We start from the raw sequence: 25,514 nt of genomic DNA, 5'->3' as shown, positions 1-25,514 counted from the left end.
AAGCACTCTATGAATTCAGCCCAACATTATGCACCACTGATGGCGGGAGTCGTAGCGCAAGCCGGAAAATTTCCTGACCGTTCAGCGCCCGAGGTATTTGTCCTCATTGAAGGTTCGCACAATATCAGGCGCAAATACGGTAGCAGCTGTTACTACAGTGCCATTCAGGAATCCTTCAGGGAAAGCCAGCATAAAAAGGTATGGGGTTATATTTGCCAATGAGGTATGCAGTAATTCGGCGCCCGGCCAGAATGACAATCCGATCAACACGGTGGCACTGACGATAACCGACAAGATCGCACCGATAAAACCACCGCCTAACATGTAGGCATACAGATTCGCAGACGGCAGTTGATCAATGATCCAGAGTATCAGACGACTGATGGTTGCCGGCAGAATGACAATTAACAACAGGTTAACGCCCTGTACATACCCATCAGACAACCCCAGCAATAGCAGACCGAACTGGGCAATACTTCCGGCAATCACCGCAAGACTCCAGCCAAACAGCACAACAACCGCCGTGATCCCCAACATGTGAATGGTAATGCCCGACCCCGATAATCTGACACCCAGTATCCAACACCCGAGCAATAACAGCATGGCGGCATAAAGACAGTGTTGTCTTGATGCTTTTGCCTGCAGTGCGCGCCATGGAGCAAACCTGAGAGCCAGCAACAAAGCAGCCACGACAGGCATCATGGCACCGTAAGCCAGGCTCCCTGGAATCAGCGTTTCATCAACCAGCATGTTTAATCCATTTAATGGTCTCTACAACCATCCTACAGGCATACAACGGTCATTCTCCTGACAGCATTCTCGTTTTGATGCAGCACTCTATCAGCCCATCAACCCAACGCCATGCCACACCAGACAGCATGAATCATCATAACGTTACTATGCCTGACCGGGCTGTCATGAATTTTTTAAGGAAATAGCTCACTAACCAGATAGACCCACTATCTTGTTGTCTCAACAAGGGCAATCTGCCTTAAGAACATTAGAGCACCGTTTTTAGCGTAAAAAACGGGTCACGTTCATTACCCCGGAAAGGAGGTGAGCCTTATGATATTCCGTCTTTTACGGCCAGAAACGCTATTGCTTGTTTTAGTTTTTTCTCTCACTGGCAACGTGAACGCTAACCTCGTCATCCTGCCACCCGGAGGCAGCCTTTCACTGGATGAAGTCCATGGCAACCAGATACAAACAACCACCATTTACTGCAATGCTGATGATCTTAATGAGCGTAATCGTTTTTCCATTCGCCAGGAGGGATCCCACTACCTGGTATTGATGGACAATGAGATCGCCGAAACCTGCTATTTCTTCAGCGATGCTCTGAAAACAGTCAATAAACTAACAGCCCATATGAATTCATGGGACATTGAGCCAGCACGTTGCAGCATCAAACAGGAAGGCAGCCACTACCTCATCATGATTGACAAGAATGCGGCAGAAACCGTCTATTTCTTTAATGATGCATCTAAAACACTGCAGAAATTACGTGAAACCGGCATCTGTCGTTGAGACTCTTTTTTGCGCATAAACCAGGCATTCAAACCTGTAATTCAGCTTATTGGTTAGCTCGTCCAACAAGCAGTACAAAACACCAGAATACGAATATTAAATAGCATTAATCACTGCAATAAAAAACCGGAAACAGAATACTCACCAAATAATTCAAAGTAGTCATAAATACTCATTACTCCGATTAGAAGTGACTTGATAACCTGCCCGCACAGGTAAAATACCGTTGTCAGCCATTGCCTGCGGCGGATCGAATCATACCAACCGATATTCCGAACCAGACACGATCAATACCAGCCCCAATCAAGGCTGGCGGTCGTGTATACGTCGTTATGATCGGCTCAAATCAGACATTGCCAAATTGCCATGAAAAAACAGAGCTTTTTTGAAGTGCTGTTGGTCATACTGCTCATCACCGCTGTCGGGCAGATGACCAATACGATCTATGTACCGGCACTGCCCATGATGGCCAATGACCTGCAGGTGCTTCCATCGCAGGTACAGGCGGTTATGGCGTTCTATTTGATTCCTTACGGGCTGTCGCAGTTTATTTATGGGCCGTTGTCTGATCGCCTGGGCCGTAAACCCGTTATGTTGATGGGACTGATTGTCTTTCTGGCAGGTTCGATCATGGCCGTCATGTCGAGCCGGTTTGAGTTCCTGCTCGCCGCCAGTTTTATCCAGGGCATGGGCACTGGCACCGGTGGCGTCATGGCACGTACCGTTATGCGTGATCTGTATTCCGGCCGCGACCTTCAGATGGCGAACAGCTACGTGAGTATGGGTCTTATCTTTACACCGCTGGTTGCACCACTGCTCGGTGGTTGGCTGACCGAAAGCTGGGACTGGAAAGCAAACTTTGTATTTCTCACACTGTTCGGCGCTGCAGTCTGGATTGCGGTCGCAGTGATGTTCCGGGAAACCTGCCCGAAGCAACCTGCCCGTACCGGGGTTATCCGCAGTTACAGGATCGTCCTTGGGCATGAGCAATTCCAGGGTTTCATCCTGTGCCTGATTGCGACCTTTGCCGGTATTGCCGTGTTTGAAGCCGCCTCCGGCGTCCTGTTTGGCAATGTTCTCGGCTACGATGCCAGAACAACGTCACTGTTGTTTATTGTCCCGATTCCGGGTTACCTGCTGGGTTCCTGGCTGGCGGGCAAACTGGCGGACCGACTCAATATGAGTCAGGTCATGCTACGTGGCATTCTGTTACTGCTGGCCGGTGCTGTTGGTCTGTTATTGCCGGGGCTGTTTGGTCATATCAGCGCGGTTGCCCTGCTGATTCCCGGTTTTCTTTATTTCATGGGTACAGGCATCGTTTTCCCAACTGCTACAACCGGTGCGATTGAACCCTTCCCGACCATGGCGGGTGTCGCCGGCGCGGTGTTGGGCGGTCTGCAGAACCTGGGGGCGGGACTGGTTACCCTGGCGGCCTCAATGGTGCCGATGCACAACCAGGTACCGCTGGGCATTATCCTGCTGGTCCTGAGCCTGATGGTAACGTCCGTGTACCTGCTGAGACTGCGAAGTTCCGACAACAACCTCCCTATGGCTGCCGGCGGTTAAGCGTTCGATCACGATAGCCTTGCCAATAGGCAAGGCTATCTTCATGCAATGTTTCCGTCAGGACTGGGTCTGTAGCAGCAACTTTCGGCTGAATAGCCAGTGCAGCGCCTGCACCACCAAAGATGTCAGCATAATCATGACGGCCACCGAGGCCAGCATGGTATCCGGCCCGTACAGGAAGACCACCGCTGATACCGTTGTCATCGCATTCACGAACAGGTACATGAGATATCCAGGAAACCGGTACCGGACAAGGCCCGGTTCGGCATGACAATATGGCCTTTGTAAACCGGCCTGGTCAGCAGACAACGTCGGCTTCCTTCGGAAACCAACCGACAAAGGAAACCTGCCAATTTCTGCAAGCAATGCAGAACAGGCAAAAGAGGATTAAACCGTAGCTGGAAAAAGCGATTGGTATAACTTTGTGATGAAAGATGTCGTTGCAATGACAGTAATATGACGCCATCGTGACAACTCTGGGCAATAACCTGGGAAAATGAAGATTAATCGAGCGCCAGGCGTCCCGTTATTCCAGCTATAAAAAATACAGCCGATTTAACCATGACAGAAACTCTATTCATTAATTAGAAATGTCGTATTATGCAGTCTGCTATTTTTAATACCTTGATTCTTAATAGCCTTCCTATCTTTGGCATTCTATTTCTGGACTGGCAGAGTGCCGACCTGATCCTTCTCTATGGTATTGAAACGCTATTCATCCTGGTATTTGGGAGTATTGCTATCTGTCGATTGCCTGTTGACTGCAATGGCGCCGGTTTCCTGAAAGCGTTCGGCGTGTGTTTTTTTCTGCTCCATTTTGGCACGGGTGCAGTGATTATATTCTTTTTATCTCTCATCTTTTACGTGTCAGCAGAGAGCCAGGCTGAGTTATTGTGGTTATGGATTGCCATTGCGGCGTTGGTTTGGCATCAACTCAGCGCCATCAGGAATGCAGATCCCGGAAACCAACCCATCGTTAAAGTATTCACGATTGGACTTGTGCCATGGACGCGAATTATTGGCTTTTTGCTGGCATTTTTCTTTGTGATAGGGAAACTGGAAGAATGCAAAGTGTCCAGCTGTGCAATGCTTGAGAGCTTCATCACACCAGGACAGGAAGTCGAGTTTATCAATAATTTCTTTATGGTGACCCTTTTAACCATGAAAATCATTAATGACCTGATTGTTGATAATTACCAACAGAATAAAGTCACTAAAAGCGAAGACGTCCAGACATAACTTCCCAAAAGGACTACCGTGTTTCTCCCTGGAAAAACAATCCCAAAGGGAAACACGGTATATCACTCTCGATAATCAGGGAATTTCCAGCAATTGCCCAACCTGGATATGGTCAGCCGTCTTGATACCATTGACCCGTCTCAGGCCTGACATGGATACATTGTATTGGGTCGCAATGTCCGACAATGTATCACCGGATTTCACCCGGTGCTTACGTGGCCTGGACGATGCCACCAGCGCTCCTTTGCTTTTCTGCTGCGCAATCAGGGTTCCCAGTGGCGGCTGATGGTGGAAGAAGCTGCGAATACCGGTGTAAATGGATCGTGCAATCCGCTTGCGGTGTGTCTGGGATTTCAGCTTACGGGCATCTTCCGGATTGGTGATAAACCCGGTTTCCACCAGCATGGAGGGGATATCCGGTGATTTCAGTACCACAAACGCGGCCTGCTCAACCTGCTTCTTATGCAGACGGTTCTGCCTGCCCAATTCGCTGAGCACCATCTTGCCTGCCTTGATACTGCGTGTCTGGGTATCGGTCATGGAGAGATCCAGCAGGACACTGGCCAGCAACCCGTCCTTGTCGCCGAGGCTGACGCCTTCCTCTCCGCCGATCAGGTCGGAATTGTTTTCCTTGTTGGCCAGCCAGCGCGCTGTTTCCGAAGACGCGCCCCGCTTGGACAGGGTAAACACCGACATACCACGTGCACGGGGCTGCACAAACGCATCGGCGTGGATGGAAACAAACAGGTCAGCCCCGCTGTCCCGTGCAATTCTGGTTCGTTCCCGCAGGGAAATATAATAGTCACCGGTTCGGGTCAGCTTGGCCTTGAAGCCTTTTTCCCGGTTGAACAGTGCCGCCACCTCTTTGGCGATGGCCAGTGTGACTTCTTTCTCCCTGGCCTTGCCATGGCCAATGGCGCCGGGGTCTTCTCCGCCATGGCCGGCATCAATGGCAACAATAATATCCCGTCCCTGGACCGGCGCCGGAGCAGACTTTGCCGGCACTGCCGGTTTGGTTCCGGCCTTGCCCCTGTCGAACAGGTCTACCACCAGGCGGTGTCCATAAGTCGAGTTTGGCGTCAGGAGAAAACTTCTCGGGCTGACGGCTTCATTCAGATCCAGAACGATACGCACATCGTTATTGTTGCGTTTTGCCCATCGCACCTTGCGGATAGGGGTATTCGTGAGTGTCAGGCTTGAAAGTGACTGCTTCAGGGAGGAACCATCCACATCAATGACAAGGCGGCTCGGATTGCTGAGAGAAAAGATCTTGTGATTAACGGAACCGGTGAGATCAAACACCAGCCGTGTTTTTTCCGGTGAGCGCCACAAGCGAGCACCCTCGATGTTGGCGGCATTGGCTATACCCGCCACCAACAACAGCAAGACAATCAGGCTTGTGTTTGCCAGACGTCCTAGCATACCTCCTCCGCCAACATTCCCTGTCCGTCCGCTATCGCTTTACAGATAGTCCGCCCATGTCCGGTCTGCGGGTCTACCGTGACAATCCGCGCCTCCGGAAGGTATTCGATAGATAATATAACATCGGCGGCGGGAAGGAAGCCCTTACCACGATCCGGCCATTCAACCAGGCAAAGGGAAGGACTGTCGAAGTAGTCCCGAACGCCCAGAAAATCGAGTTCCTCCGGGTCTCCCAGGCGGTAGAGGTCAAAATGGTAAACGGATGCCTGTTCCATTTCATAAGGCTCAACCAGGGTATACGTTGGGCTTTTGACGGCGCCTTCGTAACCGAAGCCTCGCAATACGCCCCGGCAGAGTGTTGTTTTACCGGCCCCGAGATTGCCCTGCAGATAGACAGTGCCATGGCCCTGACAGGCTTCCGCCAAAAGACGGCCGAAAGCCACCATGCGAGCTTCACCGGCAAGAGTCAGTTGAATTGTCTCAGACATCGTATTCGACACGCTTCCCATACCATCACCTTAACCGGGAAGGATACCATTGGGAAACCTGTGTAAAAACGCCGTATTTGTCACGAATACCCGCCAACAGCCCACTTTTTGTTCCTGACATCAGGCATTGGCCAGCTGGTTAATTCGTCGGCGAATATAGGGCAGCAAATCCGTGGCTTTCATACCGATCTGCCCGGCATCAGCCGCACAGTCGTCTCCGGCAGCGGCATGCAGCCAGACGCCGATCTTTGCCGCCTGCGCCATGTCATAACCTTGCGCCAGCAGGCTGCCGATCACACCACTGAGGACATCGCCCATACCCGCCACAGCCATGCCGGGATTGCCGGCACCGCACAAGGATACCGTTTCACCGTCATAAACCAGCGAGCCCGCACCTTTCAACACCGCGACACCACCACATTGCTGCTGCAACTGTCGGACAGCGGCAAAGCGGTTGGCCTGTATTTCCGGAATGGGTTCCTGCAGAAGCCGACTGGCTTCGCCAGGGTGTGGCGTCATCAGTAATGAACAAGAGGGACTATCCAGAAACCGGTCATCTTCAGCCATCAGATTCAGGGCATCCGCATCGGCCAACACCGGAAGGTTGGACTGCAAAACAACAGCCAGCAGCGCTTTACTCCAATCGGATTGTCCCAGCCCCGGACCAACAACAATGGCTGACTTACCCGTCAGCAAGGCACGCAATGCATCAGCGTTGCTGATACCACGGGCCATGATTTCAGGACAGCGGGCATTGATGGCATCAACATGCTCCTCCCGTGTAGCCACCGTCACCAGACCTGCACCGGTTCTGAGTGCAGCCTCTGCGGCCATCGCAACCGCTCCCCCCATACCTTCATCACCACCGACAACCAGCAAATGGCCATGACTGCCTTTGTTGGCATCCGCCAGCCTTGGTCGTACACAGCCTGCCAGTTCCTGCTCCCTGAGCAGACGCGATGCTGGCTGTTCCTGTGTGTATATTTCATCTGGCACCGCGAGAGAAGCAAAGCAGAGAGTACCGCAATAGCGAGGCCCGGCACCTGTCAGCAGCCCCTGTTTCAGACCGATGAATGTGACTGTCATCGCAGCCTGTACAGCAGCCCCCAGGGCCGCACCGGTATCCGCTGACAGTCCTGAAGGAATATCCACGGCAAGAACGGGACGATTGGCCTGATTGATCACCTGGATGGCTTTCAGGTAATCCCCTTTAACTTCACCGTTAAGGCCAGTCCCCAGCATGGCGTCTACCAGCACGGAACCGGTGATAGTCACGTTTTCACTCCAGGACTCTACGGTTCCGCCCAGATCACGGAACCAGTGCCATGCACGCTTTGCATCACCGCCCAGGTCATCAGGGTTCTTCAGCGCAATCACCCGAACCGGAAGGTAACGCTGCCGGGCCAGACTGGCTATCACATAACCATCACCGCCATTATTACCTGCGCCACAGAAAACCTGCAGTGTTCCACCGCGAGACAAGGTCGGCCAACGTTCCAGCATACGGTCAAACGCCGCCTGTCCGGCCCGTTTCATCAGTTCAAAACCGTTGATGTGGTGATCATTGATGGCGACCGCATCAAGATGCCTGACCTGTGCGGCGGTATACAGCGCTTCTGGTAACCACTTATCCATGGGGAAACCCGCCCTTTTCGTAACCCTTTTACTCATTATATCCGTTACCGACATCTGGCAGATGTCCTGTTCATTTTTACTCAGGCTTCATCCCTGGAAACACCGGCACCGTTGCCATGCACCGGTTCCAACCTTAAGACTTGACGATAACATGTCAGCACCTCTCCCTTGACTTTCTTTAGGTGTGCATCTAAATAGCAATAAGTCTCACTAGAGAGAAGAAGCGTTGGGTAAGTGCCTCCGCAGGTGTCAGTATGGAAATTCTTTTTTTATTGTACTGAAACACTGTCTCTTGATTAATGGCTGTCTATCACATTGACAGATACTGACCTCCCATCCACACCTATTGATTCTGGTTTTTTATTCTTTTGAGCAACGGTTGTTATTCGATGCACGCTTATGTCTTCACGCACAGCGTCAAAAACGGCGTTTTCCCCATAGCCAATGATTCATCATTCTCTGTCATGATTCCTAGGCATATCCTAATGCCCTATCAAATGCAGAACGAATGGATACACATGAGATATATAAAGTTATGCTCAAATCAATTCGCTTTCTCATAACCCTATTGGTTATATTTTTTTCAAGTAACAGTTTTTCTTCTTTGTGCAGTGGAACTTATCATGCGGCCTGCATAAGACTGTGGTCTAACATGTATGGCGACAGGTATTTCCACAAACCAGGTTATTTTGACCCGGCAGCCTATCATGTGGAAGTTAAGGAAATCCGCATAAACTATGGATTCAAGGCCGTTTCACGATACAACGGCAAAGTACTGAGAAGTGGCAAGCATACCATTGATGGTACTGAGGCAAGGTATCGCTGGGACATTCAATACGACGACAATTATGATGACTTTGAATCCGTGTGTCTTTATAAAGCGAAATCCTACCAGGGCGCGCGATACTGCACGAATAACGACACCAAGAAACTGCCCGGAAATTTTCTGAACAAATCCCTGTCCATTAATATCCCCCAAGATATGGGTTACGTCGTTTATCTCTATGTGGATGACAATTACAAAGGCCATGAGACGGAATTGCAAAGCAGTCGTTCCAGCCTGCCGGCAAACATCAATTCCCTGAAGATCGATAAAAACCTTTCCAGGTATGACCTGGCCACGCCGTATTACCTGGTGCCTGTCACGGATAACTATTTATACAGTCGTCATACGCTTTCGATAGAAAACAACAATTACCGTTTGGTCGCTCACGGTGAAGATTCCAGCCTGCTGACCCTCTCCCTGCTGGATGATGGCGAAACGGCCGTATTTACTGGCGGCGACGGCAACAGGCTGTGCCGATTATCCGAGCAAATACAGGATCCGGAGTTAGCCTGTCAGTGGGAAATAAAACTCGTCAGCCCAACAATTTTCCAGTTTATCAACAGGGACAAACGGTGGTACCTGACATTAGCCAGTAATAACAAAATCACCCTGAGCCTTGACAATAACGCAGCAACACACTGGAAACTGAAACGTCCGGATGAAGTCATTTCAGCGGAGGAACGGCAGCAACAATACCATAAGAATCATATTACCACCCATCCGACCGCCCCGTTTGTCCCGGAGCATAAAAGAACCGCAGACTACCAGCCTGAAACCAGCCACCAGCTGAATCGGTTTGACTGGACGACACAGGAATACAAGTATGTTGAATATTACGGTTTGTCCAACCCGGAGGAAAAAGATCAACTGTCGCCTTTTTACCTGCACAATCTCGGGCGTTACCCTTTCGCTGCCAGCCCAATCAATCCTGACACAGTGCCTGATTTCTCGCCTGACAGCGGCTGGGAACTGGTCAAGCACCACCTCGGCTATTACCCTGACGAGGTGACGCCGGTGGAGCAGAAATCCTATGGTGTGCCTTACATCCTTCTCTACAACAAGAAAACCAGCAAATTACGGGTATTGGTCTTATATGATTACGATCCGGACATCTACAATACGGCCGTCATAGAGCTGAAACATAATGGCAGGAATGAGCGTGTCTCAACCAACCTGTTTTCCCCCTATTCACACTCGAAACTGGACGAACCGGCCAGAACCAGCATCAGCAAGATGGTGACCCTTTACAGCAATGAGGAAGTGCAATGGCTGTTTGCTGATTTTGAAATAGGCTATGATCCCTGCATATCCTGTTACGCTTCAACCCTGACGCTTGAAATATCCCCTATCGCCAAAGGCTCCAACGTACTCACTGGTCGAATGTTAGCCAATGACGTGCCCATACGAGACAGCAACGGCCTGGTTGATGCTGACTTTCTCACCGGATACACGAAAGGCACAGGCATAGACCATCAGGTCGGCGCACTCACCTATAAGAGTTATCAAGCTTTAGAGCGTGATTTCGCCAACCAGAACAGCACCTACGCCGAAGCGGTTATAAAACAGAATACCTGGCTGAATACGACGCAATCAGCCACAGCACTGCAAAAAACCGCGGAGGCGCTTGGCATTGCGGCCTCATTGGATCCGGAACCCATCACCCACGCCATGTTAACCGGCCTGGCCGGTATTGTGGATTTTGCCAATTTCAGCGTATCGCCCGAGATTATCGGCTTCAACATGCCTCCCCCCATGCCCTCTGTTATTGTCGGTGAGCTGGCCTTACGGGGTGAGACATCCTTTGAAGGGGATGTTCCGCTTGTTCATCTGGCCGTCCCTGGTTCAGCGCAGGCCATTAACGCGCACTACCTGCCAATGCCCTATGAGGACATGTATCCCGTTTATAATGAGGAACTCGGTGTGTTCGCCATGATCACTACACCCAAAATCGCGGTTTTTGAATCAACCATCAGCAATCATGGTTATAACTGCAATAGTTCCTGTCATCCGATGTATGTGATTGGCGACTTTTATTACACGATCAACCCTGCTTCAGGCTTCATGCCCGGTGACCTGGATGTCTACATCGCGATAGAACAGACCCAGGAAGGCATACGCACCGCGATAACCCCGTTCGTCCCTGTCGAGCAATGGCGGAAACTGACGGTGCCGGATAGCGTGCATCACAACATAGGCTTTAACCTGAAAGTCGTCGTTGCCCGACACGGCCTTGTGGAGCTGGATGACTTGTCAGTCGTAGACACTGACCCGGCGATAGCCAACCACCTCAGCATTTACACCTACCCCATTACCATATTCGCAGACAGGTCAGGGTCACGTTCCAGTTTCCAGGCCGGCACCCCCGTTAATTCAAGTATCTCCTATCGACAAAAACCGTTCTATTTAGATCCGGGGGATCTGAAAAATCAGTTTTGCCCGGGGAGCAAGTACAAGGCGAAATCCGTTTCACTGCCGGAGTTATGAGTTCACAGACGTAAATCACATACCAGAATCAGGCACAGTACAGGCAATCTGCAGGGTGCCCTTCACGGGTAAATCTCCAGCATCCGGTCAAACGCCGCTTGACCGGCCCTCCAGATGCCTGGCCTGTTCAGCGGTATACGATGCTTCTGGCAACCACTCAAGGTATATGAGAAATGCTCAGCGTGTGACGTTCAGCAATCCGGCTGGCGGTAAAAAAGGTAACCAATGAGCAACAGAGCAAATAACACAGTGGCAATGTAAATGAATTCTGCGCATACAAGCCGGATAACCAAATACCGAATGCCGTAAAAAGCGCAAAGCCAATATTATAGGCAAGCGCAAAACCACTGCATCGCAGATGTGTTGGGAAAGAGTCCAGAATCACACGGCCAAAAACACCGCGCCCAAACGCTGCAAAAACCACAATGGAAATAATAAACACCCAAAAAACAAGGCCAGACGGTGAAAATTTAATGAATAAACCTAAACCACTCAATGCACATGTCATCATTGCACTGACATGGATAATCCATTTTCGCCCCACCAGATCAGACAATTTCCCTCCAAGAATAATAAACGGGATACCAATCGAGAGGCCAAGCACAAAAATGCACAGGAAATCGCGTCCGGACAATCCAACAACAGAGGGGAACAATTTATAAATAGACAGCAGGCAGGCTAATGCACCGGCATCTTTCAACGAGATACCGATGCCTATCAATACCTCCCGGTAATAACGAACCAGCACTTCAATGGGGGGAGAGTTGGCTCTACGGGAATAACGAGGTGCATCAAGAAAAACACGGGATTCCAGAGTGCACAGCCGGATAGCATAGGCTATCCCCCCCATCGCTCCACCAAACAGAAACAAGAGCCACCAGCCCCCGGCGATAATATCTGCATCCGATAAAAACAATATCAAAAGATGACTACACAGAAATCCTAACAGATAGCCAAATTCACACCCTGCGGCAAACTGTGCCACCACACACCCTCTGTTGTGATGGTTACTATTCTCAGAAACAAAGACATACCCGAGGGGTATTTCTCCCCCCGCCGAGATTCCCTGCAGTACTCTGAAAGCCATGAGCCAGATGTACGACACAATGCCCTGACTACGGGCATCCGGCAGCAGGGCAATACCCAGTGTGGCCATTGACATCAACATGAGTGAATAGAGAAATGTTCTTTTACGACCCAGACAATCCCCCAAATAACCAAACATGACGCCACCCAGGGGACGCGCGATATAACCGGTCACCATCAACCCCACGGCAAGGTAGTCCCCTTGTTTGGCCAAAGGCAGAAAAACAGCGGAAAGGTAATCCGACAGAAACAGGAAAATAGAGAAATCGTACATTTCAATCGCACCGCCCGCAGCCGTGGCGATGATGGGGTAGCGGTAATCACCTTGCATTAACCCATAATTCCTGTCATTGGAAAGAATTGAGAAATATAGTCATTTTCATATTTACCCACACTGAAATAACCCAGGGATTTTTTAGGAACATTTCAAACACAATGTAGAGCCACGTATGTCGTAAAATACGAGTGTGACATGACCTCTCGAATAAAAAACACCGCAGCACAACCATCCGTCAGGCCTGCGAAAGAAAACAGCCTCTCACCCACGAACAATCTGAAACCCGATAGTGCATATTCCGGCTATTCAATCCCTCATTTAGCGCTTACCCTATATCCTTCGCTTTCATTGCATTACCGCTATCAAAACTCCGTGACCGATTCAGCCCAGCAAAACAGAACCTCCCCAGACATGCCCGACCTGGCCAATACCATCAAACAGTGGGGGCGTGAACTCGGCTTTCAGGCAGTGGGTATTACGGACGTTGACCTTGGCGAACACGAACAGCACCTGCAGTCCTGGCTAGGCCGTCATTTCCACGGCGAAATGACCTACATGGCCGACCACGGTAACAAACGCTCCCGTCCGGCTGAGCTGGTACCCGGCACCCTGCGGGTGATCAGCGTCCGGATGGATTACCTGCCGGCGGATACTGACGCCATACGCATTCTGAAAGACAGCAGTAAAGCCTACATTTCCCGCTACTCACTGGGCCGTGATTACCACAAAGTGATCCGTAAGCGCCTGCAACAGCTGGCGAGCCGTATTGAAGAGCAGGTGGGTCAATTTGGTTACCGGGCTTTTGTCGACAGTGCCCCGGTGCTGGAAAAAGCCATCGCCATGAAGGCAGGGCTGGGCTGGATTGGCAAAAACACCCTGTTGATGAATCACAAGGCAGGGTCCTGGTTCTTCCTGGGCGAACTGTTTACCGACCTGCCGTTGCCTGTGGATAAACCCCAGGAAACCACGCACTGCGGCAGCTGCTTTGCCTGCCGGGACGTTTGTCCGACAGACGCCATTGTCGGCCCTCACCAGCTGGATGCCAGACGCTGTATTTCCTATCTGACCATCGAACTGAAAGGATCAATCCCGGTTGAGTTCCGCAAGGCCATTGGCAACCGGGTCTTCGGTTGTGATGACTGCCAGCTGATCTGCCCCTGGAACAAGTTCGCCAAATCCACGACAGAAACGGATTTCCTCCCCCGTCACAAACTGGATTCAACGGATCTGGCCGATCTGTTTCTCTGGACAGAAGAAGAATTTCTGGACCGCACCGCCGGTTCCCCGATTCGCCGTACCGGGTTTGAGGGATGGCTGCGAAACCTGGCTGTCGGGCTCGGCAATGCGCCCGGCTCCGATAACGTCATAGCGGCCCTCGAAGCCCGGCTTGATTATCCTTCCGAGCTGGTTCGAGAACATGTCCAGTGGGCGCTGTCACAGCATAATACGGCCGTTGTCAGCCGGTCGGTTCCTGTGAATGCCGTGGACTTGGACGCGTGAAATAGTCGAGGAACTGTTCCCTGAGCGTGAGTTTGCTGATCTTTCCGGTCGCCGTGTAGGGCAACGCCTCTACCCAGACAATATCATCAGGAATCCACCAGTCCGCCACCTTGCCCTGGTACCAAGATGCCATTGACGCCTTGTCCGCCTGTTCCCCCTTGCCAGTCGCAACGAGCAGAGGGCGTTCGCCCCAGCGTTCGTGAGGTACTGCTATCACAGCCGCCGCGGTCACCCCTGACTGACCCATGGCAATGTTCTCCAGCTCGATGGAACAGATCCATTCCCCTCCCGACTTGATCAGATCCTTGCGCCGGTCAGTGATCATCAGGTAACCGTCGGTATCAATCGTGGCAATATCGCCAGTACGAAACCAACCGTCCCGGTCGTGGGACTCTGCCGTCGTTTCTGACAGGTAGTAGCGGGAACACACCGTCGGAGCCCGAACGCAAAGCTCACCCATCTGTTGACCATCGTGAGGCAACTCATTGCCCTGCTCATCGACTATTTTCATTTGCACACCAAACAGCGGTGTGCCCTGCTTGAGCGCCAGCGTGTCGAGTTCTGCCTGCGATTTATCACAAACCGCCGCCCTGACCCGGTTAAAAGTGCCCACCGGACTCATTTCAGTCATCCCCCAGCCCTGATTCACGGAAACGCCGTATTGCTTCATCCGCTCAAACAGACTGGCCGGACTGGCTGAGCCACCCACACCAATCTCCTGCAGACAATCAATACGCTTGCCACTGGTTTCCAGGTAATCGAGTAAAGCCAGCCATATGGTGGGCACCCCGATACTGCAGGTGACCTGTTCGGTCACAATCAGTTTCTGCAACATTTCACCGTCCGCCATCTTTGGCCCGGGCAGCACCAGTTTGGCCCCCAGCATCGGCGCGGCATGGGGCATCCCCCAGGCGTTGACATGAAACATCGGCACAACCGGCATCACCACGTCATGATCCGACAGGTTCAGGCCGTTGGACATGGCCACCATAAAACAATGCAGCAGGGTAGAACGATGACTGTAGAGCACCCCCTTGGGATTGCCGGTTGTACCCGAGGTATAACACAGGGAACTGGCGGTATTTTCATCCAGGTCCGGCCACTCGAAGTCCTCTGGCTCGTCAGCAATCAGGGTTTCATAGGCAATGGCGTTTTTCAGCGATGTGGCTGGCATGGACGACGGGCTGGTCAGCACCACATAGCCTTCTACGGCCGGTAAATCCGGCTGCAGTTTTTCCAGCAGGGGAACAAAGAGAGGGTCGATAAAAATCCAGCGGTCTTCGGCATGACGGAGAATATAAAGGATCTGCTCCTCAAACAGCCGCGGATTCACGGTATGGCAAATCGCCCCGGAGCAGGAAATCCCGTAATAAATCTCAAAATGGCGAAAATCCGTCCAGGCCAGGGTGGCAATCCGGTCGCCCTCTTTCATGCCAAGACGTTGCATCGCATTAGCCAACTGCCTGACCCGCCGGAAACAATCCCGATAGCGATAACGATGAATGCCATGATCCTGTGTCACAGAGACAATTTCCGAGGAAAGGTACACCGTTTCGGCATGCTGCATGATCATCGTTACAAGCAGCGGCTGGGCCATCATAAGACCTTTCATACAGCAGGATCCCACAGGTTAAATGCCCATAAACATAGTCTATGGGCATTGGTTTACCGGCTATTTCATCCTGCGGTTTTCAGTGATGTTCCTCGATGGCCTGTCAGTATCGTCGCACCCAGTCCAAGCACTAGTACGATCGCCACGACATAGAAGGCATCGCCGTACGCCATGATGGTTGCCTGCTCGGTCAACTGCCGGGCAATCAAACCCACCTGCTGTGAAAAACTCAGTTGTGGCATGGCAGCGGACAGCGTATCCAGCCGCTGTTGGGTCAGATCACCATACATCGGCAGGGTTTCACTGAGACGGGCAGCATGCAACGTCGTGTGCCGCTGAATGATTGTCGCCAGCAAAGCAATACCTATGGCGCCACTGAGATTCCGTGATGTATTGAACAGGCTTGAGGCCGACGGCACATCCTTCGGCAATATCTTCTCCATTGCCAGCATGGACAGGGGAATCATAATAAATGGTTGTCCCAACGCCCGGATCAAGAGGCTGAGCCGGAACTGGTCACCGGCATAATCGCCCGTCATATTGGTGTTCAGATACATGCTGAATGCCATCAGGACAAACCCGAACGTTGCCATAATCCGTGGATTGATCCGCTTCATCAGCCGGGGCACCATAGGAATCAGCAACAACTGCGGCATGCCGCCCCACATCAGCACTTCACCGATCTGCAGGGAGTTATAACCCTGCACCTGCGACAAATACAGCGGCAGGACATACACACTGCCATACATCCCCAGTCCCAGCCCCATATTGGCTAACGTGGCCATCAGGAACTGCCTTTGTCCTAGCAGGCGCAGGTTCAGCAGCGGGCGTTCACGGGTCAATTGCAGCCAGGTAAAAGTCACCAGCGAGACAGCCGCAATCAACGCCGTCCAGATAATAATGTCGGAGCCAAACCAGTCTTTACGGTTACCTTCTTCCAGGAAATATTCCAGCGTCGCCAGCCCCAGCGAGAGGGTAAAAATGCCAGGCCAGTCCGCCTCACGCAGCTTGTTCAGCTGCATCGGCTCTTTATCCAAACTGGCGCTGAGCGTGAGAAACATGATAATGCCAGGCACCAGATTAATGTAGAAAATCAGGTGCCAACTGAACGTCTCTGTTAACCAGCCTCCAAGACTGGGGCCAATAGCCGGAGCGAAAACCGCAGAAAAAGAAAACAGTGCCATTCCCTTCGCCTGCTCAGAGGCCGGCAGACGGAGCCGCACCAAACTGAAGGCCAGCGGAATCAACGGCGCCGCACCAATCCCCTGCAGTACCCGGAACAGGATCATGGATTCCAGGCTCCAGGCCAGACCGCACAACATTGATGCTGCGACAAACAGCACAATGGTAAAACGCATGTAAGTCCGGAACGACAGCACCTGCACCAGCCAGCCACTGAGCGGAATCATCACGATCTCCGCGATCATATAGGCTGTGGATATCCAGGAGCCCTCTTCTACCGACGCCGACAATGCCCCCTGGATATCCGCCAGCGAGGCATTAATGATCTGGATATCCAGAACGGCAATAAACGCACCGAGGGCAGCGCCATAAATAGCCATCCAGTCACGACGGCTGGCTTGCTCAATACCCTGCGACATGCTGCTCTACCACAGGGGCGACGTTATTGTGGACAACCTTCATTCCACGGATAGATACCGGCTTATCCTGGGTATTGAGAGACGCTACCACTGACATCCCTGCCCGCAGTTTACCGGCCAGCGGTTGATCCGCCGGAATCGCGATCTTCACCGGAATACGCTGAACAATCTTGGTGAAATTACCTGTCGCATTCTCGGGAGGAAGCAGACTGAACTTCGCACCACTGGCAGGCCACAGGCTGTCGATGTAGCCTGTCACCGGCTGGCCGGGGAAGGCATCGATTTCCAGGGAAACCGGTTGTCCCCGGGTCATGTGAGCGATCTGGGTTTCCTTGAAGTTGGCGGTTACCCAGACAGTGTCCGCGGCCACCAGCCCAAACAGTACCTGTCCCGCCTTGATCAACTGACCATCCTTGACCTGACGCTGGCCAATAATGCCATCACGCGGCGCCCGGATGATGGTTTCACTCAGCGCCTGCTGTGCCAGATCCTGCCGCACTTTGGCCTGTGCCAGTGTTGCACGGGCTTCCTGCATTTGGGTATCCAGCACGGTCAGCTGGCGACGGGACGATTCCAGTTGCGCCTGGCTTTCTGCCAATGCGGCACGGGTGCGCTCATTGGCAGTGATGGCGTTATCCAGATCATCCTGGGATGCAAACTTCTTACGATGCAATTCCTTCGCACGCTTCAGTTCAGCGGCTGCCAGCTGTTGTTCAGCCTGCGCGGCCGCAACAGATGATTCACCAGCCGTGATAACGGATTCCTGCAAATACCGTTGTGCGGCCAGCTGGTCAATGCCGGCCTTTGCCGCTGCAACTGCCGCCCGGGCTTCCGCCAGATCCAATTGAAAATCTGTGTCGTCTATTCGGGCCAATACCTCGCCCTCATGGACGGTCTGGTTATCCTGAATCCAGTCAGCCCGGGCAAAACCACTTTGCTTGGCGCTGATATAAATGATGTCTGACTGCACATACGCGTTATCAGTGGATTCCTGGTATTGACCAACCTGCCACCAGTAACCTCCACCGATGAGCAAAGCCAGCGCCATCAAAGCAATAGCCACCGACAACCGGATGTTTTTTAGCATTCAGTTCTGCCTCGGATATGAAATGTAAGGGGAGAAAAAAAACGCAGCCGCCCGGGGGGAGTAGGTGTCAAAACGCAAAGTGCGGCTGCGAATCAATGGGTAGCGGCTATCCTACCATTGTTGTTTGTCTGGGATTAGAATGCCCAAACTCAAAACAGTGTTTCCTGAATGCAACAACCCACCGACCTGAATGAAGCCCTGATTTTTGTTCGTGTCGTTGAAGCCGGCAGCCTGACTGCCGCTGCCGAACGCCTGGCCATGCAGAAATCCACCGTTAGCCGTAAATTGACGGCGATGGAGAACCGTCTGGATGTCCGGTTGATTCAACGCAGCACCCGTCGCCTGATGCTGACGGATATTGGCGCTGAACACTACGAACGCTGTCGTCAGATCGTGCAGGCGTTTGAAGAAGCGGAACAGGCCCTGCGCCGCGTGCATGAAGAACCTTCGGGAAACCTGCGACTGGTGATGCCGATTGAATTTGGCCAGCGCTTCCTCGCCCGCGTGATAGCGCGGTTTCTGAAGCGTTATCCACAGGTTACCATCAAGGCAGAACTGACCAGTCGTCGTGTGGATATCATCGAAGAAGGCATCGATCTGGCGATTCGCATCGACCCGGGGCAGGAGCCAGACCTGGTTTGCCGGAAACTGGTTTCTTCCCCCATATGCCTGCTGGCTTCACCTGCCTACCTTGCACAACACCCGCCTATTCAACACCCTGCCGAACTGGCGAAGCATAACTGCCTCCGCAACAGTTCAGCCCAGACACACCAAACCTGGCAATTCCAGCGGGGAGAAGAGCAGGTTGAGATCGTCCCAAAGGGCAACCTGATATTCAACAACATCACCGCTATCCGGGAAGCCTTGAAAGAACATGCCGGCATTGGCACTGTTCCCAGCCTGATCTGTGATGAAGCCATCCATCGTGGTGAACTGGTTGAGGTTTTGCCTGACTGGCGACTACCGGCAGGTACTATCTATGGCCTGTACATGCCACGACGATTCATACCACTTGCCCTGGAAAAACTATTGGATCATTGCATGGAAGAGATTCAGTCGTTCGATACCGTGCAGCACAACACGCGTCGACAATCAGAGCCAATCACCTGATTGCCAATAAAGGGTAGAACGTAGTGTTCTATTAACCTTGTAAAAACAACCTTTCTGAATAACTTTCCTGTCGATAAAAACATCCTCCTTTCCAATTAAAAAAGACATTATTTATCAATTTTTCTTGATGAATTTATAGATCGGAAAATTCATACGTCATTTTGTGTCTATAATTTTCCCGACTTATGGCTACTGATTGATCAGCGACCTCGTGCACGTTCAGGCCTGTCCCTGTTACGAGAAAGTCATCATCCAGCGACGCTGTTCTGTCCATTCACTGATCGCCCTCTGTTCCCATGCTTTAACCATCCCCTTTTCTGGCTGCGAGAGTAATATCATGGCCACTGCACCGACCGGCGCACCAAAACGATTGTCTATTATGTCCATCGCCCTGATGACAGCTGCCGCTGTTATCAGCCTCCGAGGGTTGCCGATGATGGCAAAAGAAGAACTGACCATGTTCTTCTATATCGGTTTTGCCACCATTATGTTCCTTTTACCTGCCGCCCTGGTGTCTGCCGAACTGGGCAGTGCGTTTTCAAGCCAGGGAGGCGGCGTCTACACCTGGGTTGAACAGGCATTCGGCCCCCGTGCCGGCTTTATTGCCATCTGGCTGCAATGGATACAGAACGTTGTCTGGTATCCCACCGTCATGTCCTTTGCGGCGGCGGGTATGGCTTATCTCATTGCCCGGCCCGATCTGGCGAACGAACGTTATTATGTCGGTATCTTCTGCATCATTTTCTACTGGCTATCGACCTGGCTGACATTCAAGGGAACCGATGTTATTGCCAAGGTCACCAGTAGTAGCTTCCTGATCGGTACTATCCTGCCAGGCATCGTCGTTATCATTCTGGCGCTGATCTGGATCGATCAGGGGAATCCCATTGCGTTCGAGCATTTGTCCGCCAGGGATGCAGGACTCATTGCACTTGAAGGTGGCAAGGTTCACCCCCGTTTCTGGCCCGAGTTCAACAGCTTCGGCAATATCGCCTTTCTTGGTGGCATCATCCTGCTGTTTGCGGGGGTTGAAGTCCATGCCGTTCACGCGAATGAGATGGCCAATCCGAAAACCGAATTTCCCCTGGCCATGCTGATTTCTGCGGTGATTATCTTTGCCCTGTTTACCCTGGGCTCACTGGCAATCGCATCTGTTATGCCTGCCAATGAAATCGACCTGCAGTCCGGTTTGATGGCCGCTACCCATATCATGCTCAGCAAAGTGGGACTGGCAGACTGGAACCGGCTGTTTTGTGCCCTGCTGGCGATTGGCGCATTGGGTGGCGTCATGTCCTGGATCAGTGGCCCCAGCAAAGGCCTGCTCTGGACGGCTCGCCTCGGTCACCTGCCACCGGCATTGGCGAAAACCAACGAGCAGGGTATTCCCAGTAATATCCTGCTACTTCAGGGCATACTGGTTACTATTCTGTCGTGTATTTACTTTGTCTTTGACAATGTCAGTGTCGCCTTCTTCCTGATCAGCGTCATGACCATCTCCCTGTATCTCATCATGTACATGATGATGTATGCAGCCGCTATCCGCCTGCGTTTCACCAGGCCGGATATGGAACGCCCTTACAAGGTACCTGGCGGCAACGGCGGCATGATCATAATTGCCGGTCTCGGATTCCTCGGCGTCCTGTTTGCCTTTATTGTCTCGTTTTTCCCACCCAATAACCTGCCCATTGGAAATCCCGACACCTATGTGATGATTGTCGTAACGGGCACAGTCGTCTTCACCGGCATGGCCTTTGTCATCGACATGTTCAAGAAACCTTCCTGGCGACAAGCGTCAGACCAATAAACACCTGTCTTTTATCGATCGCATCATTGTTCTATTTACAGGAACCTGTCATGCCTCTTCATCATCGCTCTTGTGAAGTGAATGTCTTCGCCACCAGCTTTGGTTCCAATGTCGATCTGGAGCCTTTGTCCAAATACAAGCTGCCGGAAAAGAGCACGAATTCACGTTTCATCAAAGATTTCATCCGGGATGAATTGCTGCTCGATGGTAATGCCAAAATGAACCTGGCCACCTTCTGCCAGACGGATGTCGAAGAAGAAATCCACTACCTGATGGATCTTTCCATCACCAAAAACATGATCGACAAGGATGAATACCCGCAAACGGCCGAGATTGAACAACGCTGTGTGCATATCCTGGCAGATTTATGGAACTCGCCGGAATCCGCCAGTACGATCGGTTGTTCAACAACCGGTTCCAGTGAAGCCGCCATGCTTGGCGGGCTGGCGCTGAAATGGAAGTGGCGGTTGAAACGCCAGGCCGAGGGCAAACCCGCGGACAAACCCAACCTGGTTACCGGGCCTGTCCAGATATGCTGGGACAAGTTCTGCCGCTATTTTGATGTTGAACAGCGCCAGATACCGGTTAAGAAAAACGAAGTCGGCATCACGGCGGATCAGATTGCCGATTTCTGCGATGAAAATACCATCGGTGTCGTTCCCACCCAGGGGCTGACCTACACCCTGGCGTATGAACCGGTCAAAGAAATCTGTGATGCACTGGACAGACTGCAACAGGATAAAGGTCTGGACATTCCTGTGCATGTTGATGCGGCCAGCGGCGGTTTTCTCTGCCCCTTCATTGACCCGGACCTGGTATGGGATTTCCGTCTGCCCCGGGTGAAGTCCATCAATGCTTCCGGCCACAAGTTTGGACTCAGCCCCCTGGGTGTCGGTTGGGTCGTCTGGCAACATGCAGCGGATCTTCCGAAAGAGCTGATCTTCAATGTGGACTACCTTGGCGGCAACATGCCGACCTTTGCCCTGAATTTCAGTCGTCCGGGGGGACAGATTGTTGCCCAATACTACAATTTCTTGCGGCTTGGACGGGAAGGCTATTTCAGTATCCACAACAATTGTCGTGAAGTAGCCAGGGCATTGACCAAACGAATCGAAGCAATGGGTCCCTTCACCATACTTTATGACGGCAGCAATGGTATACCCGGACTCTGCTATACATTGCAGGACGAGGCTGCCAGTCCTTTCACACTGTATGAACTAAGCGACCATATTCGCATGCGCGGCTGGCAAATTGCGTCGTATAAAATGCCTCTTGGGCGGGAAACAGAGACTATACAGCGAATTATGATCCGCAACGGCACCGGTATGGATATGGCAATGATGCTGGCAGATGATCTGGAAAGAAGTATCGCCTATCTCAACAAGCATGGCAGCAAGGCAGCGACCCACAGCACCTCATTTGCCCACTTATAATCGCCTGCCCGATGTATCGACTTTACGTGATGTATGGCTGTACAACACCAGCCATACATCACGTACTACAAAACAGCAGTATTAATTACCAAGGGACAAAATCGCCATATTGATTAAGGAACTGCCCATGATGCTCCGACTCCAAACCGGCAATGGTCGTGACCATTGCTGCAATACTTTCGCCCACTGAAAGTTCTCCATTGACACCGCCCATATCCGTGCGAACCCAACCGGGACAAAGACAAACGGCAGTGAGTTCCTGGTAGGTATAATCCAGCACAAAGCGTCTCACCGACATGTTCAATGCCGCCTTCGAGCTACGGTAATAGACACTGCCTTCTGCTGTCGCAAGCTCAATACTGCCCGCGCTGCTGCTGATAAAAACGACTTTGTGGATCGCACTGCGCTTGATCTGCGGCAGGAATGCCTGGGTCAATATCATCGGCGCAACCGCATTGGTTTCCAGTGACTTTAGCCAGGTGGCAGCGTCATAGGCCGTCTCGACTGAGACCAAAATCCCTGCGTTATTGATCAGAATATCAATACAATAATCCGCATACTTTTCTGACAGCCTGGCCACCGCGTCATAATCACAAATATCCAGCGCTTCAATAGCAATGTGTGAGAACTTTTCCGCCAGTGCCTGAAGTTCCGTTGCCTTTTCAGGTTCACGACAGGTGGCAATAATTGTCACGCCCTGTGCCGCATAATGGCGGACAAAACCCAACCCAAGTCCACGGTTTGCCCCGGTGATAAAGATAGTTTGCATGGCCAGTCCCCGTGCATTACTGCCAATCAACATCATGCATCGAGTGTAGATGGCGCGGAAAAACCCGGCCGATTTATTTCCAGCTGTCTTGCTGATTGATTCCCGTCAAGAAACAGCATTGATGGTTCTGCTATTTCTATGCAAGACAGCCTTACCCGGCTGCGCAAGCCGCGTCTTCATGCCTGCAAACACCCCTGCGGCATGAAACAGATAACACGGTTATTACAAGACCACCCGCGGCAATTCACGACTACACCCTGACTTTTCTCGTATCGTTTCGGAGGCTTCATGAAACGAGAGCAGTGGGCATCGCGCACCGGGTTTATTCTTGCCGCAGTCGGTTCCGCCATCGGGCTGGGCAATATCTGGCGTTTCCCCTATATGGCCTATGAAAATGGTGGCGGCGCCTTTCTGATTCCTTACCTGGTCGCCATGCTGGCAGCCGGTATCCCCTTTATGATTCTGGAGTTTGGCCTGGGCCATAAATACCGGGCATCTGCTCCAATGACGTTTGCACGCCTGCATCCACGTATGGAAATCCTGGGCTGGTTCCAGGTGATGGTCGCCGCCGTTATTGCCTGCTACTACATTGCGGTCATTGGCTGGTCGCTTTCCTACCTGATGTTCTCCTTTACCCAGAGCTGGGGAAATGACGCCAACGCCTTTTTCTTTAGCTCTTACCTTAAGCTGGGCAGTGATAACAGCCCGACATCGCTGGGTACACTGCAGTGGTCGATCGTCATACCGTTACTGGTCGCCTGGAGCTTCAGTTTCTTTGCAACGTTTACCGGGATTCGTGGCGGCATTGAACGACTCGGCAAAGTGATGATTCCCCTTCTGTTTATCATGGTTATCATCCTGACCGCGCGGGTACTGACACTGCCGGGCGCCGCCCATGGTGTTGACTGGCTGTTCCGGCCAGACTTCAGTGCACTGCTCAACACACGGGTCTGGGCAGACGCCTTTGGTCAGATATTTTTCACCCTGAGCGTCGGCTTCGCGATCATGATCGCCTATTCCAGTTACCTGCCGGAAAAATCCGACATCAACAACAACGCCTTCATGACGGTGTTTATCAACTGCGGCTTCTCCATGCTGGCAGGTATCATGATTTTTGCGGTACTGGGTTATATGGCCGCTGAACAGGGCAAACCGCTGACAGAGGTGGTCAGCTCCGGCGTTGGGCTTGCGTTTGTCACCATTCCTACCGCCATCAACCTGCTGCCCATGCCCTGGTTGTTGGGTCCGCTGTTCTTTGCATCATTGCTGGTTGCCGGTGTCAGCTCACATATTTCGATCATGGAAGCCATCACCTCGTCCGTTATGGACAAAACCGGCTGGAGTCGGCGTAAAACTGCCAGTCTGCTGTGTGGCGGCGGCGCGTTAATCTCCCTGGCCTATGCCACCAATGGCGGTTTGTTGTTACTGGATATTGTCGATCACTTCATTAACAACTTCGGCATATTGGGCAGCTGTCTTGCAGAATTGATCTGTCTGTCTCTTCTGTTGCGCCTTGACGGCATGCGCCACCATATCAACCGGTTGTCAGATTTTTCGATCGGCCGGTGGTGGGAATTCTGCATTCGCTATCTCTGCACTGGATTGCTTGCGGTACTGGTTATCAGCAACCTGGTCACAGACCTCACCGCCAATTACGGTGGTTATGCCGACCATGAAATCCTCTGGCTGGGATGGGGCATGCTGGGCACATTGGCGATCATCGCCATCGTACTCGCCACCCAGTTTAATGATGCAACAATGACCGCGGAGGCCTGATATGTCTGCAGCAGCCATTATCATGATGTTATTCGGCCTGGGCATTACCTGGGGCGGCGCAGCGATTTGCCTGAAACGGGCAATGGTAAAAGCTGAATAAATTCTCCTTTCCGGGGGCCCTGCGCCCCCGGGTTTGCACCAGGGTATTGTGTTGCAGTCAGCGCCATCCGCATATATGCCCCTGATTTCCATGAAAAACGGATTCATTGTCTGGCCTGCCTCGAGCACCATGGATCGGGTGACATAACGCAATGGTTATGGAAACACTGACA

General features: G+C 52.0%; 19 protein-coding genes and 1 pseudogene. 10 read left to right on the top strand and 10 right to left on the bottom strand.

The features are described from left to right. Nucleotides 1-81: 81 nt before the first annotated feature. Complete coding sequence (locus tag AC27K1_RS00200) at nucleotides 82-750, bottom strand: energy-coupling factor ABC transporter permease (protein ID WP_487147394.1); 669 nt, start codon at nucleotides 748-750, stop codon at nucleotides 82-84. 315 nt (nucleotides 751-1,065) lie between these two features. Here AC27K1_RS00200 and AC27K1_RS00195 point away from each other — a divergent pair, with 315 nt between their 5' ends. Further along, complete coding sequence (locus AC27K1_RS00195; protein WP_487147392.1) at nucleotides 1,066-1,527, top strand: hypothetical protein; 462 nt, start codon at nucleotides 1,066-1,068, stop codon at nucleotides 1,525-1,527. Between the two features lie 366 nt (nucleotides 1,528-1,893). Continuing rightward, nucleotides 1,894-3,093, top strand: a complete 1,200-nt coding sequence (gene emrD, locus AC27K1_RS00190; RefSeq protein WP_487147391.1) for a multidrug efflux MFS transporter EmrD — start codon at nucleotides 1,894-1,896, stop codon at nucleotides 3,091-3,093. Between the two features lie 57 nt (nucleotides 3,094-3,150). On the opposite strand, the pseudogene AC27K1_RS00185 reads toward emrD, so the two are convergent. Further along, a pseudogene (locus AC27K1_RS00185) lies at nucleotides 3,151-3,318 on the bottom strand (hypothetical protein); the annotation flags it as partial. 375 nt (nucleotides 3,319-3,693) lie between these two features. Here AC27K1_RS00185 and AC27K1_RS00180 point away from each other — a divergent pair. After that, complete coding sequence (locus AC27K1_RS00180) at nucleotides 3,694-4,332, top strand: DUF6498-containing protein (RefSeq protein WP_487147389.1); 639 nt, start codon at nucleotides 3,694-3,696, stop codon at nucleotides 4,330-4,332. Nucleotides 4,333-4,407: 75 nt separating this feature from the next. Here the strand turns inward: AC27K1_RS00180 and AC27K1_RS00175 are convergent, their stop codons facing one another. From AC27K1_RS00175 to AC27K1_RS00165, 3 genes are all read right to left on the bottom strand, one after another. Then, nucleotides 4,408-5,754: an N-acetylmuramoyl-L-alanine amidase gene (locus AC27K1_RS00175; RefSeq protein ID WP_487147388.1), complete on the bottom strand. Its 1,347-nt coding sequence runs from the start codon at nucleotides 5,752-5,754 to the stop codon at nucleotides 4,408-4,410. After that, nucleotides 5,748-6,242 (bottom strand): tRNA (adenosine(37)-N6)-threonylcarbamoyltransferase complex ATPase subunit type 1 TsaE, encoded by a 495-nt coding sequence (gene tsaE, locus AC27K1_RS00170; protein WP_487147387.1) that lies wholly within the window; start codon nucleotides 6,240-6,242, stop codon nucleotides 5,748-5,750. The genes AC27K1_RS00175 and tsaE overlap by 7 nt, the downstream gene beginning before the upstream one ends. 120 nt (nucleotides 6,243-6,362) lie before the next feature. Continuing rightward, complete coding sequence (locus tag AC27K1_RS00165) at nucleotides 6,363-7,877, bottom strand: NAD(P)H-hydrate dehydratase (RefSeq protein WP_487147386.1); 1,515 nt, start codon at nucleotides 7,875-7,877, stop codon at nucleotides 6,363-6,365. 652 nt (nucleotides 7,878-8,529) lie between these two features. On the opposite strand from AC27K1_RS00165, the gene AC27K1_RS00160 reads away from it, so the two are divergent. Further along, nucleotides 8,530-11,187: a hypothetical protein gene (locus AC27K1_RS00160; protein WP_487147385.1), complete on the top strand. Its 2,658-nt coding sequence runs from the start codon at nucleotides 8,530-8,532 to the stop codon at nucleotides 11,185-11,187. A 157-nt stretch (nucleotides 11,188-11,344) separates the two neighbouring features. On the opposite strand, the gene AC27K1_RS00155 is transcribed toward AC27K1_RS00160, so the two are convergent. Beyond that, a complete protein-coding gene (locus AC27K1_RS00155; RefSeq protein WP_487147384.1) occupies nucleotides 11,345-12,604 on the bottom strand; it encodes an MFS transporter in 1,260 nt (419 codons plus the stop codon). Between the two features lie 357 nt (nucleotides 12,605-12,961). On the opposite strand from AC27K1_RS00155, the gene queG reads away from it, so the two are divergent. Next, on the top strand, nucleotides 12,962-14,050 hold the full coding sequence (queG, locus tag AC27K1_RS00150) for a tRNA epoxyqueuosine(34) reductase QueG (RefSeq protein WP_487147382.1): 1,089 nt from the start codon (nucleotides 12,962-12,964) through the stop codon (nucleotides 14,048-14,050). On the opposite strand, the gene AC27K1_RS00145 is transcribed toward queG, so the two are convergent. From AC27K1_RS00145 to AC27K1_RS00135, 3 genes are all read right to left on the bottom strand, one after another. Then, on the bottom strand, nucleotides 14,007-15,662 hold the full coding sequence (locus tag AC27K1_RS00145; RefSeq protein ID WP_487147381.1) for a long-chain fatty acid--CoA ligase: 1,656 nt from the start codon (nucleotides 15,660-15,662) through the stop codon (nucleotides 14,007-14,009). The genes queG and AC27K1_RS00145 overlap by 44 nt on opposite strands. A 65-nt stretch (nucleotides 15,663-15,727) precedes the next feature. Continuing rightward, entirely contained in the window at nucleotides 15,728-17,263 is a 1,536-nt protein-coding gene (locus AC27K1_RS00140; protein ID WP_487147380.1) for a DHA2 family efflux MFS transporter permease subunit, read from the bottom strand. Next, nucleotides 17,247-18,350, bottom strand: coding sequence for an HlyD family secretion protein (locus AC27K1_RS00135; protein ID WP_487147378.1), 1,104 nt, complete (start codon nucleotides 18,348-18,350; stop codon nucleotides 17,247-17,249). The genes AC27K1_RS00140 and AC27K1_RS00135 overlap by 17 nt, the downstream gene beginning before the upstream one ends. 168 nt (nucleotides 18,351-18,518) lie before the next feature. Between AC27K1_RS00135 and AC27K1_RS00130 the strand changes: the two genes are divergently transcribed. The 3 genes from AC27K1_RS00130 to gad all read left to right on the top strand — a co-directional run bounded on the left by AC27K1_RS00130 (nucleotide 18,519) and on the right by gad (nucleotide 22,697). Continuing rightward, nucleotides 18,519-19,460 carry a LysR family transcriptional regulator gene (locus AC27K1_RS00130; protein WP_487147377.1) on the top strand — a complete coding sequence of 314 codons (942 nt, stop codon included), beginning with the start codon at nucleotides 18,519-18,521 and terminating at the stop codon, nucleotides 19,458-19,460. Nucleotides 19,461-19,797: 337 nt separating this feature from the next. Then, entirely contained in the window at nucleotides 19,798-21,264 is a 1,467-nt protein-coding gene (locus AC27K1_RS00125; RefSeq protein WP_487147376.1) for an amino acid permease, read from the top strand. A 50-nt stretch (nucleotides 21,265-21,314) separates the two neighbouring features. Further along, complete coding sequence (gad, locus tag AC27K1_RS00120; protein WP_487147374.1) at nucleotides 21,315-22,697, top strand: glutamate decarboxylase; 1,383 nt, start codon at nucleotides 21,315-21,317, stop codon at nucleotides 22,695-22,697. 85 nt (nucleotides 22,698-22,782) lie between these two features. On the opposite strand, the gene AC27K1_RS00115 is transcribed toward gad, so the two are convergent. Then, the gene (locus tag AC27K1_RS00115) at nucleotides 22,783-23,466 is read right to left on the bottom strand and encodes an SDR family oxidoreductase (RefSeq protein WP_487147373.1); all 684 of its coding nucleotides are present in this window, start codon (nucleotides 23,464-23,466) and stop codon (nucleotides 22,783-22,785) included. A 288-nt stretch (nucleotides 23,467-23,754) separates the two neighbouring features. On the opposite strand from AC27K1_RS00115, the gene AC27K1_RS00110 reads away from it, so the two are divergent. Beyond that, nucleotides 23,755-25,242: a sodium-dependent transporter gene (locus AC27K1_RS00110; RefSeq protein WP_487147372.1), complete on the top strand. Its 1,488-nt coding sequence runs from the start codon at nucleotides 23,755-23,757 to the stop codon at nucleotides 25,240-25,242. Nucleotide 25,243: 1 nt separating this feature from the next. Then, nucleotides 25,244-25,342, top strand: coding sequence for a MetS family NSS transporter small subunit (locus AC27K1_RS00105; protein ID WP_395176697.1), 99 nt, complete (start codon nucleotides 25,244-25,246; stop codon nucleotides 25,340-25,342). The last annotated feature ends 172 nt before the right edge of the window (nucleotides 25,343-25,514 follow it).

It is taken from the genome of Kistimonas ophiarachnellae (genome assembly GCF_057552235.1).
The sequence above is the reverse complement of the archived record's forward strand: the minus strand, read 5'-3'. Positions and strand labels throughout refer to the sequence as shown.

Coding starts and splice junctions, on each gene's coding strand:
- AC27K1_RS00200 (WP_487147394.1), bottom strand. CDS start 750: ATGCTGGTTGATGAAACGCTGATTCCAGGGAGCCTGGCTTACGGTGCC.
- AC27K1_RS00195 (WP_487147392.1), top strand. CDS start 1,066: ATGATATTCCGTCTTTTACGGCCAGAAACGCTATTGCTTGTTTTAGTT.
- emrD (WP_487147391.1), top strand. CDS start 1,894: ATGAAAAAACAGAGCTTTTTTGAAGTGCTGTTGGTCATACTGCTCATC.
- AC27K1_RS00180 (WP_487147389.1), top strand. CDS start 3,694: ATGCAGTCTGCTATTTTTAATACCTTGATTCTTAATAGCCTTCCTATC.
- AC27K1_RS00175 (WP_487147388.1), bottom strand. CDS start 5,754: ATGCTAGGACGTCTGGCAAACACAAGCCTGATTGTCTTGCTGTTGTTG.
- tsaE (WP_487147387.1), bottom strand. CDS start 6,242: ATGTCTGAGACAATTCAACTGACTCTTGCCGGTGAAGCTCGCATGGTG.
- AC27K1_RS00165 (WP_487147386.1), bottom strand. CDS start 7,877: ATGGATAAGTGGTTACCAGAAGCGCTGTATACCGCCGCACAGGTCAGG.
- AC27K1_RS00160 (WP_487147385.1), top strand. CDS start 8,530: ATGTATGGCGACAGGTATTTCCACAAACCAGGTTATTTTGACCCGGCA.
- AC27K1_RS00155 (WP_487147384.1), bottom strand. CDS start 12,604: ATGCAAGGTGATTACCGCTACCCCATCATCGCCACGGCTGCGGGCGGT.
- queG (WP_487147382.1), top strand. CDS start 12,962: ATGCCCGACCTGGCCAATACCATCAAACAGTGGGGGCGTGAACTCGGC.
- AC27K1_RS00145 (WP_487147381.1), bottom strand. CDS start 15,662: ATGAAAGGTCTTATGATGGCCCAGCCGCTGCTTGTAACGATGATCATG.
- AC27K1_RS00140 (WP_487147380.1), bottom strand. CDS start 17,263: ATGTCGCAGGGTATTGAGCAAGCCAGCCGTCGTGACTGGATGGCTATT.
- AC27K1_RS00135 (WP_487147378.1), bottom strand. CDS start 18,350: ATGCTAAAAAACATCCGGTTGTCGGTGGCTATTGCTTTGATGGCGCTG.
- AC27K1_RS00130 (WP_487147377.1), top strand. CDS start 18,519: ATGCAACAACCCACCGACCTGAATGAAGCCCTGATTTTTGTTCGTGTC.
- AC27K1_RS00125 (WP_487147376.1), top strand. CDS start 19,798: ATGGCCACTGCACCGACCGGCGCACCAAAACGATTGTCTATTATGTCC.
- gad (WP_487147374.1), top strand. CDS start 21,315: ATGCCTCTTCATCATCGCTCTTGTGAAGTGAATGTCTTCGCCACCAGC.
- AC27K1_RS00115 (WP_487147373.1), bottom strand. CDS start 23,466: ATGCAAACTATCTTTATCACCGGGGCAAACCGTGGACTTGGGTTGGGT.
- AC27K1_RS00110 (WP_487147372.1), top strand. CDS start 23,755: ATGAAACGAGAGCAGTGGGCATCGCGCACCGGGTTTATTCTTGCCGCA.
- AC27K1_RS00105 (WP_395176697.1), top strand. CDS start 25,244: ATGTCTGCAGCAGCCATTATCATGATGTTATTCGGCCTGGGCATTACC.